Genomic DNA, 13,135 nt, shown 5'->3' with positions numbered 1-13,135 from the left:
AACCCAGTAATGGCTCCAGAATTAAAAACGCAGCCACAATAGTGCAGGTGATAATAATTATCAATTCATGGAATGTTAACAGTGATGACGTAAGCTTAAAAAAAAGCCCGGCGTTCACCGGGCGCGTTCAGGCATTGCTAGTCTTTATAGACGGGAAATTCCATCTCAGTATATTTGACGATCCGGCCGCCCCGAACCAGCCTGTAACCCAGCCAGATCAGCAGGAACAGCGGCAGGCCGATATAGGTAGCCGCCACGCCGTACCAGTCGATTTTATCCTGCAGGAACGCCTGATAATTCTGGCCCAGAGTGATAATCAGACAAAGGACAAAAGCGAAAATCGGTCCAACGGGAAAAAAGCCGGAACGATATGGCAGCGCAGTAAGATCGTGGCCCTGCGCAACGTAACCCCGACGGAAACGGTAGTGGCTGATTGCAATACCGAGCCAGGCGATAAAGCCGGTCATGCCTGAAGTATTCAACAGCCAGAGATAGACTTCCTGATTGCCAAATTTTGAGGTTAAAAAGCACAGACCTGCCACCAGGGTTGTTGCCCACAGGGCATTACGGGGCACGCCACCTTTTGACAGGCGGGCAAAGATACGCGGAGCTTTGCCTTCGCGGGCAAGGTTATAAAGCATGCGCGTTGAGGCGTACATGCCGGAGTTACCCGCGGACAATACCGCCGTTAAAATGACCGCGTTCATCACCGCCGCCGCTGACAACAGACCGGCATTTTTGAACACCAGCGTAAACGGACTGACGCTGATATCTTTAATATCGTTGTGTAACAGCTGCGGATCGGTATAAGGCAAAATCAGGCTGATGATCAGGATAGCCAGCACATAGAAGAGCAGGATACGCCAGAACACCTGACGTACCGCGCGAGGAATATTTTTCGCCGGATCTTCTGATTCGCCCGCCGCTATACCGATGAGTTCAGTGCCCTGGAAGGAGAAGCCGACAATCATCGCCACGCCGATCATCGCGGCGAAGCCGCCCGCAAATGGCGCGTCACCGACCTGCCAGTTATGCCAGCCCGCATTTTCAGCGCCGCGCATAATCCCGACAATCATCAGTACGCCAACCACGATAAAGACCACCACGGTGACAACCTTGATCAGCGAAAACCAGTACTCCGTTTCGCCGAAGCCTTTCACCGAGATGTAGTTGATCAGGAACATCAGGCTCAGGAACAGAGCGCTCCAGATCCATCCTGGCGTGTCCGGGAACCAGTAATTCATCACCAGTTGGGAAGCCACCAGGTCAACGGCTATCGTCACCGCCCAGTTGTACCAGTAGTTCCAGCCAAGGGCAAAACCAAAGCCTTCTTCGACGTATTTCGCACCGTAGGTAGCAAAAGAACCGGATACCGGCATAAATGCCGCCAGTTCACCCAGGCTGGTCATGAGGAAATAAACCATCAAACCAATCAGGGCATAGGAGAGTAACGCGCCGCCCGGACCGGCCTGAGAGATGGTGGCACCTGATGCCACAAAGAGGCCTGTACCGATGGAACCGCCTATGGCGATCATGGTGAGGTGACGCGCTTTTAGATCGCGTCGTAACGCAGGTTGTTGTGTTGTTTTTGTGTCATTATGCATGTGTAAACATTACGCTGGGTAAAAATAAGGCGCGATTGTAGCAGCAAAGGCCGCACTGTATAGCGAATGCTGCGTTGATATAAGTTACCTTCATGATAGGCGGCAGATTATTAGCGGCAGCGGCTGTTTCCCTGAATTTCAAGGGGTTGAACCGCTTATTTCCTCATCAGCCTCCCCCTGCGGTTATTCCCGGCAGTAGGACAAAAACCGTGACAGCGCCTTTGAGATATGTTTTTGCCGGTGATGAATACGGTAAAGCGTCCGCGTCAAATTGGGCAAAGGTGTATTCAGCTCAATGAGCGTTCCGGCACTGAGCTGGTCGGCAATAACCCGGCGGGATAAGCAGCTAATGCCCATGCCGTGACGTACGGCATGTTTGATCGCTTCGGAGTTGCCCAGTTCCATGCCCAGCTGGAAGGTTGGCAGATGAGACAGCAGCAGGTAATCAACGATTTCGCGCGTCCCTGAACCCCGTTCGCGAAGAATCCAGGTGGCGTCCGCCAGCGATGCCAGCGTCACCGGCTGCTGTAAAATGGCAGCATCCGGCGCGGCAAACACCACCAGCTCATCGTCAAGCCAGGGCTCGCTTACCAGTTCCGTCATATGACAGGGACCTTCGATTAACCCGACATCAACCCTGAATTCTGACACGGCCATGATCACGTCCTGGCTGTTTCCCACGCTCAGCTCTAAAGGTAAGGTCGGGAAATCACGGCGGTAGCCGGCAATCATCCCCGGCAACAGGTAATTCCCGATTGTGCTACTGGCATAAATTCGGATAGCCCCGTTATCTTCTTTAAACAGCTGTTCGATTTCCGTCGCCTGCTCAAGCAGGCCCACGGCCCGGGGGTAAAGTAACCGGCCGTGTTCATTCACTACCAGTCGCTTACCTACACGGTCGAAAAGCTGAACGCCAAGCTGGTTTTCCAGATCGGCGAGTGCCGCACTGACGGCTGACTGGGACAAGGCCAGCACCTGAGAAGCCTGCGTGGTGGAGCCGCTTTTCAGCACTTCGGTAAAAACGTCGATTTGTCGCAGTGTAATGTGCATGGAGACTCCAGAATCTAACGCTGTAAGAGGTAAACCATCAGGGCTATCCACAGCAGAAAAACCACACCCAGCACACCGAACAGGGTTTTACCGCGTGCACGCTGCTGCCGGGCACGCTCTGCGCTGCTGGCGCGCACTTCCGTGGGTAACATTTTCAGCAGCAACATGACGCCGGTGGGAATGATCACGGCATCATCGAGTAGCCCGACGACCGGGATGACATCAGGAATCACATCAATGGGGCTGATGCCGTACGCTATGAGTCCCAGGGCCGCGCCTTTACACCATAGCGGCGTTCGGGGATCGCGGCAGGCACAGGCGAGCGTTAAAACATCTCTTTTAATGAGCGTAATGAAGCGCCCCAGTCGTGCGAACAGCATATATCCTGCCTTATCACTTATAGCGGTAGATTATAAATATATAATCAATTTCACTTTTAACAAACCTGGCGCGATGATGTGTGCTCAACCAGGAGCGTAATCATGGCCGACATCAGCATTTCAAAATCTCACACTGTGCAGCAATGGCTGCCAGGCCTGTTGCTATGCGGTACCATCGCCAGCGGCACGGCGCTGCTGGCGCAGGTACCTGCCGTCTCGCATCTGGGGCTGGGTTCGTTAACTCTGGCCATTATGCTGGGCATCATTATCGGGAATAGTGTCTATTCACCCATGGCCGGTCAGTGCGACGCTGGCGTACTGCTGGCCAAACAAAAGCTGCTCCGGCTGGGCGTGATACTGTTCGGATTTCGCATCACCTTACAACAAATCACGGATGTCGGCCTGAGCGGCGTCATTATTGATGTACTGACCCTGAGCAGCACGTTTTTTATAACCTGCCTGCTGGGCAGGCGCCTGCTCAGGCTCGATCGTGACACCGTGTGGTTAATCGGTGCAGGGAGCAGCATCTGCGGTGCCGCTGCCGTACTGGCCACAGAGCCCGTCGTGAAAGCGGCCCCCTCGAAGGTGGCGGTGGCCGTGGCAACGGTCGTGCTGTTTGGCACCCTGGCGATTTTTGTTTATCCCTTGCTGTGGCCATGGGTTCATCATCTTTTCCCTGCCGTCAGTCTGACACAGTTTGGTGTTTTCACCGGTTCGACGATCCACGAAGTGGCCCAGGTGGTCGCCGCCGGGCACAGCATTGCGCCCGAAACCGAGAGCAGCGCAGTCATTGCGAAAATGCTGCGGGTGATGATGCTGGCGCCGTTTTTACTGTTACTGAGTGGTGTACTGCGACGTGAACAGACAGCACAGCATACCGCACAGCCAGTCACCTTTCCGTGGTTTGCTTTAATGTTTGTCGCTGTCGCTCTGTTCAACTCCCTGCACTGGTTGCCGGCCGGGTGGGTCAACACATTAAATACCCTCGGCGGGATCCTGCTGACCATGGCAATGGCAGCGTTGGGCTTGACCACCCGCTTTACTGCCCTGCGCGCTGCCGGATTTAAGCCTGTGCTGTTAGGCGCACTGGTATTTGTCTGGCTGATTGTGGGTGGCGGTACGATTAATCTGCTGGTCCAGCACCTCATGGCGTAGCACGCAGCCCTCTCCGTCATAACCGGCCCGTGACGGGGACGGTTATGGCGGCCACTTTCCGCCTTCACTGCCCCACTCGCGGGGGATTTGCGAGACATGCCGTACATTATTGCGCCGTTGTTAGGCGAACGCCCCGGTCTGCCCTATTTTAGGCGGGTCATTTTTTCGAGCCGGGACGGATGAAGATAAAAACCACCACACCAACGCCTCACGATGCCCTGTTCAGGCAGTTTCTGACACAGCCCGATATTGCGCGGGATTTTATGGCGATCCACCTGCCAGAACCGTTACGCGCCCTTTGCGACCTGTCCACCCTTAAACTGGAATCGGGTTCGTTTGTCGAAGACGATCTGCGTCAGTATTTTAGCGACGTGCTCTACAGCCTTAAAACCGCATCCGGGGAAGGCTACATCCACGTGCTTATCGAGCATCAGTCCGGTCCGGATCAACATATGGCCTTCAGGTTGATGCGCTATGCGGTTGCCGCCATGCACCGCCACCTGCAGGCCGGGCATAAAACACTGCCGTTGGTTATCCCGATGTTGTTCTATACCGGTAAACGCAGCCCGTATCCTTATTCCCTCTGTTGGCTCGATGAATTTGCCCGACCGGACATCGCGGGCGCACTGTACAACACGGCTTTCCCTTTGGTTGATGTGACGATTATCCCTGACGAGGAGATTGCACACCATCGCAGTATGGCCGCCTTAACCTTACTGCAAAAGCATATCCACCAGCGAAACCTGACAGCCCTGATTGACAGCCTGGTCAGCCTTCTTCTGCACAAACATCTCTCTTCATCGCTGGTGATATCGCTGGTAAACTACATGATACAGGTGGGCGAAGCTTCAGATGCGCAAACCTTTGTTCATAAGCTGGCACAGCGGGTGCCGCAACACGAAGAGGCTCTGATGACCATTGCAGAACAGCTGGAACAAAAAGGCATCGAAAAAGGCATTGAAAAAGGCAGGAAGGAAGAAGCGCTGAAGATTGCCCGGACCATGTTAAATAACGGCCTTGATCGCCCGACCGTGATTAAAATGACCGGCCTGACTGAAGACGAGTTGGCGAAACTCCGCCACTGATCCGCTGCGTTGTCTTCTTGCGACAGACAAGATCGATTCGGCACCGGCCGGTTTCGCCTCACCCCCTGCCCCTTTCCAGAGACTTTTCGCGTATTCGGGTAAAAACAACGAGCCCTTTGCGGCACGGCTGTATTCCTGATAATGCCCCCTGCTGACCTCGCTAAAAATTTCCTGCGCACCGCGCTTTGCCACAGCGCCATCGTGTATCATGCCGTTCAATCTGAGTTAAATCCTTCAGGAGAACGGCATGAAGTATATTGGCGCGCACGTCAGCGCATCGGGTGGTGTGGATCAGGCGGTCCTCCGCGCCCACGAACTGGAAGCCACGGCTTTTGCGCTGTTCACGAAAAATCAGCGTCAGTGGAAAGCCGCCCCGCTGTCAAACGACACCATCGCCGCCTTCCGCGCAGCCTGCGAGAAATACCATTTTGGCCCGGGCCAGATTCTCCCGCACGATAGCTATCTCATTAATCTGGGGCATCCGGTTATGGAAGCATTGCAAAAATCCCGCGATGCGTTCGTAGATGAAATGCAGCGCGCGGAACAGCTGGGTCTGACGCTACTGAATTTTCATCCGGGCAGTCATTTACAGCAAATTGATGAGCTGACCTGCTTAAAGCGTATCGCCGAGTCGATTAACATCGCCCTGGATCAAACCCACAGCGTGACCGCCGTTATCGAAAATACCGCCGGTCAGGGCAGCAACCTGGGTTTCCGCTTTGAACATCTGGCGACCATTATTGAACACGTCGAAGATAAGTCGCGCGTCGGCGTTTGCATCGATACCTGCCATGCCTTCGCTGGCGGATACGATCTGTGCAGTGAAGCCGCCTGCACGGAGACCTTTGCCGAATTTGAGCGCGTGGTGGGTTTTAACTATCTTCGCGGGATGCACCTGAATGATGCCAAAAGTACGCTGGGCAGCCGGGTTGACCGTCATCACAGCCTGGGTGAGGGGAATATCGGTAAAACCGTCTTTAGCTGGATCATGAAGGATCCGCGTTTCGATGGTATTCCGCTGATTCTGGAGACCATTAATCCAGATATCTGGAAAGATGAAATTGCCTGGCTTAAGTCAGAACAACGTTAAGAAATAAGAAAAAGGAGCCTTGCGGCTCCTTTTTCGTCTTACCTGTCAGGCTTTCGCCAGCTCTTCTTCCGGGCGTTTCAGTACTGCGTAGCCTAATCCGGCAATCGCGGTACCAATCAAAATCGCCATCAGATAACCCACGACCGGCGTAATCGCCCCCGGGATTAACAGGACGAACAGGCCACCGTGCGGTGCCATCAGCTTGGCACCAATCGCCATAGAAACGGCGCCGGTTACTGCGCCACCGACGATACAGCATGGCAGGACGCGCATCGGGTCACGGGCCGCAAAGGGAATCGCACCTTCTGAAATAAAGCACAGACCCAGAACCAGCGCGGCTTTACCGCCTTCCTGCTGACCTTTGTTAAATTTACGACGCGCAACCAGCGTCGCCAGCCCCATCGCCAGTGGTGGTACCATACCGGCAGCCATAATCGCGGCCATAGGTGCGTAGGTTTGTGAACTCAGCAGGCCGACGCCAAATGCGTAAGCCACTTTGTTAACAGGACCGCCCATATCGGTACACATCATGCCACCCAGGATAGCGCCCAGCAGGATGGCATTCGCGGTACCCATGTTAGCCAGCCAGCTGGTCAAACCGCTCATGATGCCCGCGACCGGTATACCTACCACGTAGATCATCAGCAAGCCGGTGATCAGGCTGGCAAACAGCGGAATAATCAGGATAGGTTTTAGCGCTTCCATACTCTGTGGCAACTTCACCTTACCGCTGATCAGTTTGGCCGCATAACCCGCAATAAAACCGGCGATGATGCCGCCAAGGAAGCCCGCGTTGATGCTGGTAGCGATCATACCGCCAATCAGGCCAGGCGTCAGACCAGGACGATCCGCGATTGAGAAGGCAATAAAGCCCGCCAGAACCGGAACCATCAGTGCAAAGGCGCTCCCGCCACCGATTTGCATCAGGGCAGCGGCCAGCGTACCGGGCTCTTTAAAGGCCGTGATACCAAACGCAAACGACAGCGCGATACTCAAGCCACCCGCCACCACCATGGGCAGCATGTAGGACACGCCGGTCAACAGGTGACGGTAAGCTCCCGCGCCGCCCTCTTTTTTCTCTTCCTGAGAACTGTTTTGCGCGCCAGAAGGTTTATAAGGCTTCGCTTCTGCCACGGCTTTATCCAGCTCCTGCGCGGTCTTTTTCAGTGCCAGACCGGTTGAGGTGCGGTACATCGGTTTACCCGCAAACTTAGCCAGATCCACTTCGATATCCGCTGCCACGATAACCAGATCGGCTGCGGCAACCTCTTCAGGGGTGATCGCATTACCGGCCCCTACAGAGCCACGGGTTTCAACTTTAACCCACCAGCCCCGTTTGGTCGCTTCCGCCTGGATTGCCTCGGCCGCCATAAAGGTATGCGCAACGCCCGTTGGGCAAGCGGTCACGGCAACCACACGTTTTGGCCCATTCGCTGGCACAGCGGCAACGGCAGCAGGTGCTGCCACGCTGGCCTGCCAGGGTTTCGCTTCGGCTTTGGCACGATTCAGGAACAGTTCAGGTTCACTGACGGCCTGCTGCACATCGCCCAGCCACACGGATTTCCCCGTCAGCGCGGCATCCTCTGGTACTGTTTTACCGGTGACGATCACCAGTTCGGCCTCGGCCGGGTTTTCGGTTAGCGTTATACCAGCCTGAGCAGCCGCAGCGGCCAGACGTTGTTTTGCCATGTAGGCAGAAGCCAGTCCTGTTGAAGGATCTTTTATCAGCAGCGTTTTCACTATCGCTCTCCTGCTGTCAGTTAACGGGTTGTAAGTCGACGCGCGCCATCATTGCGGCCAACTGGGTACGATCGGTCACGCCGACGTTGCTCTGGCTGACAGCCATCGCGGCTACCGCAGTAGCCAGACGTAACGTATGTTCACTGGATTCACGCATTAACAGGCCATAAATCAGGCCACCTACCATGGAGTCACCTGCGCCAACGGTGCTGACAACTTCGCACACCGGCGGTTTAGCTATCCATTCACCTGAGGCATTGACCCAAAGTGCGCCTTCAGCACCCAGAGAAATCACCACATGTGCAATGCCCTGCTCACGCAACTCGTGCGCGGCGTCAATCACGTCCTGGAGTGCAGGTAGCTTGCGCCCTGCCCAAATTTCAAGCTCGCGACGATTAGGTTTAACCAGCCAGGGGGCGGCTTTCAGGCCCGCCACCAGCGCTTCGCGGCTACTGTCAAAGATGATGCAGGGACAGTGCGTACGCAGTTCAGTCATCCAGCGGGTAAAGGCATCAGGATCGACCCCCTCCGGCAGGCTGCCACTCACGCACACCATGTCGAACTGGCCCAGCCAGGTTAATGAGTCGCTGGTAAAGCGATCCCAGTCCTGAGCCGTCACCTGAAAACCGGAAAAGTTAAGATCGGTCACATCACCGGTTTGCTCAGTGAGCTTGACATTAATGCGCGTGCGGCCATTCACGACCTGAAAACGGTTGGCGATCCCCAGTTCACTAAAAAGCTGCTGAAAACCATCCTGATTGTCTTTACCCAGAAAGCCACCAACGGTTACGTCGATACCCAGATCTTTCAGCACTTTCGCCACATTGATGCCTTTCCCGGCAGCATGTAAGCCAGTGGTTTTCACCAGGTTCACTTCACCACGTTCAATTTCAGGCGTATAACCGACCAGATCATACGCAGGGTTCAACGTGATGGTTGCAACACGTCTGGTCATGCCGCCCCCTCACCTAAGCCACTGTTGATGGCTTCTTCAATAGCCGTCAGCGCCTGTTGGGCATCTTCCCCACTGGCAGTAAAACGCAGGCGATGACCTTTTTTCACCCCCAGCGCGACGACTTTCATCAGGCTGCGTCCGTTTGCAGGTTTACCGCTGCCATCAAGGTTGGTAATCGTAATGTCGCTGTTGAACTGTTTAATCACGCTCACCAGGGCGGTCCCCGGACGCGCATGTAAGCCATGCTCGTTGCGAATAGTAAATTCAGCCGTCAGTTGGTCTGCCTGCTCGTCAACTTCGCTGGTCAGCAGGGCATAAACGCCTGCTGCATCGGCTTTCAGCAAACGATCGGCTTTGTTGCTGTGCAGCAGTGCGCTCAGGTAACCCAGTACCTCCAGCGGGCGGTCATCGACGGCGGCCACGCTCACCAGCATTGCCACGGATTCACCTTCATGTTCGAAGGCTGTCGCCGCGCGGCTGACGGCCACACCACTTTGCAGATTGCCTTTGCCGCTGTCGCTTAACCAGATGCCCTGCCCCAGAGACAGCGGTTTACTGGAAACCACCTCAGCAACATAGCTGGCATCAACCACACCCGCAGCCTGTAAGCGGCCGGCATTGACGGCCTGCAGCGTTATCAGGTCACGTGCGCTGACATCCAGGGAAATTAATGAGGTATCGAAGCTGAATTCAGCTGACTGCTTCTCACCCATCAGCAGCGCACGCAGATCCTCAGCAGAGGCCGTTTTGAGCTGTTCGGCGATGCTGTCGTCACTCAGTACGTGCGTCAGCTGGCGCAGCAACGCTAGATGTTCATCAGATTTCGCGGCAATACCAATCGCGACATAGGCCGTTTGATCGTCGCCCCAGGCAATTCCCTGAGGAAACTGAAAGACCTGAACGCCGGTTTTCAGCACCAGATCGCGCGTGTCGGTGGTGCCATGAGGAATGGCGATGCCATTACCCAGAAAGGTTGAGGTTTGCTGCTCACGCGCCAGCATGCCGTTGACATAACCTTCCGCCACGTTACCCGCAGCGGTAAGTGCTGCAGCAACCTGACGAATCGCATCTTCTTTATTTTGGGCGCTGGCTCCGGTATGGATGGCCTGCAATTCGAGCTGGAACATAATTCTCCTCGCTTGCTGATTGAATCGTTTCAGCTCAATGGTGTTGAATCTTGCTGCTTGACCCGATGAAGGTTGTCACAGCAACGCTGAAACGTTTCAGGGATTGTCATTCAGCTTGGCTTTGCAGGCAAGAAAATGCGTAAACGGCATAACAGATCTTTGACATTACGCACAATTCAGGGAGGTTACGGAATTTTCTTAAAAATAGTGCTGAAGTCTGGACGACACGAGGCCGACTTTTTGAGCGTGATTTCAGCAGCGTCAGCAGACGCTGCAAACAGGGTAACGTTAACCTCCGAGAGGCACGTTGCCAGACAGTGATAATCCACCCGCACGGGCTTCACAGCATGGCGGCAAAGGGGCTTAGCCTCTTCACCTCATGATGTCCTTAAGGTTAGAACAGCCTTGTTAAACCTGCTGCAAAGAGCATCGACAGACCGGTAGCCAGCAGGCCAGGCAGGATAAACGGGTGATCGATTATCCGTCGGCCAAGGCGGGTGGATCCCGTATCATCCAGCGCAACGGCGGCCAGCAATGTGGGATAGTTCGGTAAGATAAACAGGGACGCCGTAGCGGGAAAACAGATAACAAGCGTGGCGGGCGCAATGCCCATACTTAAGGCCATCGGAAATAAAATTTTGGTCGATGCCGCCTGAGAATAGAGAAAACATGATGCCAGTACGATAATCAACGCCAGTAACCATGTGGAATCCAGAAAATAGCTCGCCACCCTGTCCTGCAACCACAGACGATTGCTCTCCATAAATGTGGAGCCCAACCAGGCCACACCCAGTATGCATATACAAGACGTCATTCCGGTTTTAAACACAGACGATCCCGGAATCGTATGCACATTCACCCGACAGAACATGACGATAGCCATTGCCACCGTTAACATTACGGTAATGCGCGCCTGTCCGCTATTGAGAACGGGACGAGTAATGATCTCCATTTTAGGGCTGCTAATAATGGCATAAATCAGCACTGTCACCAGGCCGACAATAAAAATCAGTACTGAACGTCTGCCGTGGAGAGCGGAATGTGAAGGCTGTACGGTGTTTACCCTATCCTCCTGATGCTCAAGCTGGTCTGTGTGACGCAAGCGATCCCACCACAGGTAAAACAAGGCGGAACAGAAAAGCGCCATGAAGGTGGCGGGAATGGTCACGGCAATCAGTTCAATGTAGCCCCAACCATGCGGTCCCTGTTCCAGAATCCCAGAGAGAAAAATCACGGCTGCAGAAATGGGCGAGGCCACAATGCCCAGTAAGGATGCGGCAACGGAAAGCGCTAATGCGCGGGTAGGACGAAGGTGATTATCTCTGGCCACAGCCACAATCACGGGCATACAGGCAAAAGAGACCTGCCCTGTACTGGCCATCATGGTCAGTAACCAGGTTGAGAGCGGTGCCGTAATCACCAGCAACCGCGGATAGCGACGTAAGGCACGCTCTGTCAGTTGCACCAGATAATCAATGCCGCCTGCCTGTTGCATGGCCGATATGGCGACGATCACCACCATAATAAATACCATTACCAGCATGGGCAGATCGCCAGGCGTGGCACCCAGCGCGCACAACATGATTACACCCGCCCCACCTGCAAACCCCACACCGATACCGCCAATACGCATTCCCAAAAACAGAAAAAAAAGCACGGTCATAAACTGTAGTAGTAGCATGATCCCATTCCTTCTGACTGCGGTTTACACCGTTCCAGCCCACACTCAAGGCTGGTACAGACTTCCTTTCACTCCGCAAGGTTGCAACGGGTTATTTGTCGGGATGTCCTACAGAGAAGTGGCACACGGCGAAATAACCGTTTTCTGCGTATCAGGTGCACTGAGGGTGTAAATTCTTTTCGCGCTGATGCCTTTTTTCTCTGGCTGGCTGCCGGTCAGTAAACCGGGTTATCCCAGAGATACGTTGAATAGCCTTAGGCCGCGACGACAGGCAGTTCCCACATGAAGGCGCCCTGCCTGCCAGACTCGCCCGTTTTATTTCACCCGGCCCAGCTCAGCAGAACGCATTGCGGCATGAATCTCTTCGGCCGCGCCGTCACCCAGTGGTAACAGCGGTGAACGGACAGTGGCATGTTCCAGAATGCCACGCGCAACCAGCGCATGTTTGAGTGCGACAGTGCCTTCCATATGTGAGCCACGATGGTAAACCGCTTTCGTCACAGGCATCAGTCGATCATGTAAAGCACGGGCTTTCTTATAGTCCTGCGCTTTACCTGCGTTAATCATTTCAATCAGCGGCTCAGGGGCAATATTGCCGTAGCCCACCAGGAAGCCATCAACATCAAAAATGGTATGCAGCAGATATTCATCGTGGCAGGTCAGAATCTGTAGATCGGGACGTTCACGGCGGATGACGGGAATTTCAGTATCCCACCGCCGCATATTACGTACGCCATTTTTCATCGCAAACACGCCGGGTTGCGCGGAAATATCCAGCAGTGTTTTCAGGTTATAGGTCGCTTTGGTCACATCCGGGTACTGGAATAAAATAAGCGGTAAACCACTCTCTTCATACACGACGCGGTACCGATCCTGGGGTGCGCCGTCCTGGTATCCAAAACGCAACCAGCCGTGTGAGGGATAGAGCAAACCGGCAGCCGCACCGGCCTCGACAGCGCGTTTTGCCTCACGCGCAGCGACGTCGGTGCCTTCCCCGGTAATACCGGCAATGACGGGGATTTTGCCTTCGACCGATTTTACAAATGCCCGAATCACGTCGGCCTGTTCATCCTGCGTCAGAAAGGTGCCCTCGCCTGCATGCCCCAAGACCACCAGCCCCTTCACGCCGTCGATACTTCCCAGCCAACTGCCCAGACGTTGAATCGCGTCAAAATCCACTTGCCCTTCACGCGTGAATGGGGTGACAGGTGCAGGGGTTAAACCTCTGAGGTCGATATCAATCATAATTAACTCCTTGATATAAATAA

The 13,135-nt window shown here is 54.5% G+C and carries 11 protein-coding genes; 3 read left to right on the top strand and 8 right to left on the bottom strand.

The genetic code is table 11. The features are described 5' to 3' along the window. Positions 1-137: 137 nt before the first annotated feature. The 3 genes from GKC68_RS07815 to GKC68_RS07805 form a co-directional block, all read right to left on the bottom strand. Positions 138-1,604: an amino acid permease gene (locus tag GKC68_RS07815; protein ID WP_028724919.1), complete on the bottom strand. Its 1,467-nt coding sequence runs from the start codon at positions 1,602-1,604 to the stop codon at positions 138-140. 183 nt (positions 1,605-1,787) lie between these two features. Then, positions 1,788-2,654: a DNA-binding transcriptional regulator YeiE gene (gene yieE, locus GKC68_RS07810; protein ID WP_028724920.1), complete on the bottom strand. Its 867-nt coding sequence runs from the start codon at positions 2,652-2,654 to the stop codon at positions 1,788-1,790. 14 nt (positions 2,655-2,668) lie between these two features. Further along, positions 2,669-3,034: a YkvA family protein gene (locus tag GKC68_RS07805; protein ID WP_028724921.1), complete on the bottom strand. Its 366-nt coding sequence runs from the start codon at positions 3,032-3,034 to the stop codon at positions 2,669-2,671. A 102-nt stretch (positions 3,035-3,136) separates the two neighbouring features. On the opposite strand from GKC68_RS07805, the gene GKC68_RS07800 reads away from it, so the two are divergent. The 3 genes from GKC68_RS07800 (at position 3,137) to nfo (ending at position 6,364) form a co-directional block, all read left to right on the top strand. Beyond that, positions 3,137-4,189: a YeiH family putative sulfate export transporter gene (locus GKC68_RS07800; protein ID WP_342656732.1), complete on the top strand. Its 1,053-nt coding sequence runs from the start codon at positions 3,137-3,139 to the stop codon at positions 4,187-4,189. Positions 4,190-4,368: 179 nt separating this feature from the next. Next, positions 4,369-5,274 (top strand): Rpn family recombination-promoting nuclease/putative transposase, encoded by a 906-nt coding sequence (locus tag GKC68_RS07795; protein WP_110982822.1) that lies wholly within the window; start codon positions 4,369-4,371, stop codon positions 5,272-5,274. 247 nt (positions 5,275-5,521) lie between these two features. Next, positions 5,522-6,364, top strand: coding sequence for a deoxyribonuclease IV (gene nfo / locus GKC68_RS07790; protein ID WP_047714123.1), 843 nt, complete (start codon positions 5,522-5,524; stop codon positions 6,362-6,364). A gap of 45 nt (positions 6,365-6,409) precedes the next feature. Here the strand turns inward: nfo and fruA are convergent, their stop codons facing one another. From fruA to GKC68_RS07765, 5 genes are all read right to left on the bottom strand, one after another. Continuing rightward, on the bottom strand, positions 6,410-8,104 hold the full coding sequence (gene fruA, locus GKC68_RS07785) for a PTS fructose transporter subunit IIBC (protein WP_342656731.1): 1,695 nt from the start codon (positions 8,102-8,104) through the stop codon (positions 6,410-6,412). A gap of 16 nt (positions 8,105-8,120) precedes the next feature. Continuing rightward, positions 8,121-9,059 (bottom strand): 1-phosphofructokinase, encoded by a 939-nt coding sequence (fruK, locus tag GKC68_RS07780; RefSeq protein WP_013026437.1) that lies wholly within the window; start codon positions 9,057-9,059, stop codon positions 8,121-8,123. Continuing rightward, on the bottom strand, positions 9,056-10,186 hold the full coding sequence (gene fruB / locus GKC68_RS07775; RefSeq protein ID WP_110145382.1) for a fused PTS fructose transporter subunit IIA/HPr protein: 1,131 nt from the start codon (positions 10,184-10,186) through the stop codon (positions 9,056-9,058). Before fruB ends, fruK begins: the two co-directional genes overlap by 4 nt. Before the next feature lie 394 nt (positions 10,187-10,580). Then, a complete protein-coding gene (locus GKC68_RS07770; RefSeq protein ID WP_047714126.1) occupies positions 10,581-11,867 on the bottom strand; it encodes an anaerobic C4-dicarboxylate transporter family protein in 1,287 nt (428 codons plus the stop codon). Between the two features lie 315 nt (positions 11,868-12,182). Next, the gene (locus tag GKC68_RS07765; RefSeq protein ID WP_199562908.1) at positions 12,183-13,112 is read right to left on the bottom strand and encodes a dihydrodipicolinate synthase family protein; all 930 of its coding nucleotides are present in this window, start codon (positions 13,110-13,112) and stop codon (positions 12,183-12,185) included. Positions 13,113-13,135 lie beyond the last annotated feature (23 nt).

Origin of the sequence: Pantoea sp. RSPAM1 (assembly GCF_038816185.1) — a bacterium.
Lineage (GTDB): Bacteria > Pseudomonadota > Gammaproteobacteria > Enterobacterales > Enterobacteriaceae > Pantoea > Pantoea ananatis.
This window is presented reverse-complemented; position numbering and strand designations above follow the sequence as displayed.

Excerpts from the sequence above, each read along its gene's own strand:
- GKC68_RS07815 (WP_028724919.1), bottom strand. The coding sequence starts at position 1,604 with ATGCATAATGACACAAAAACAACACAACAACCTGCGTTACGACGCGAT.
- yieE (WP_028724920.1), bottom strand. The coding sequence starts at position 2,654 with ATGCACATTACACTGCGACAAATCGACGTTTTTACCGAAGTGCTGAAA.
- GKC68_RS07805 (WP_028724921.1), bottom strand. The coding sequence starts at position 3,034 with ATGCTGTTCGCACGACTGGGGCGCTTCATTACGCTCATTAAAAGAGAT.
- GKC68_RS07800 (WP_342656732.1), top strand. The coding sequence starts at position 3,137 with ATGGCCGACATCAGCATTTCAAAATCTCACACTGTGCAGCAATGGCTG.
- GKC68_RS07795 (WP_110982822.1), top strand. The coding sequence starts at position 4,369 with ATGAAGATAAAAACCACCACACCAACGCCTCACGATGCCCTGTTCAGG.
- nfo (WP_047714123.1), top strand. The coding sequence starts at position 5,522 with ATGAAGTATATTGGCGCGCACGTCAGCGCATCGGGTGGTGTGGATCAG.
- fruK (WP_013026437.1), bottom strand. The coding sequence starts at position 9,059 with ATGACCAGACGTGTTGCAACCATCACGTTGAACCCTGCGTATGATCTG.
- fruB (WP_110145382.1), bottom strand. The coding sequence starts at position 10,186 with ATGTTCCAGCTCGAATTGCAGGCCATCCATACCGGAGCCAGCGCCCAA.
- GKC68_RS07770 (WP_047714126.1), bottom strand. The coding sequence starts at position 11,867 with ATGCTACTACTACAGTTTATGACCGTGCTTTTTTTTCTGTTTTTGGGA.
- GKC68_RS07765 (WP_199562908.1), bottom strand. The coding sequence starts at position 13,112 with ATGATTGATATCGACCTCAGAGGTTTAACCCCTGCACCTGTCACCCCA.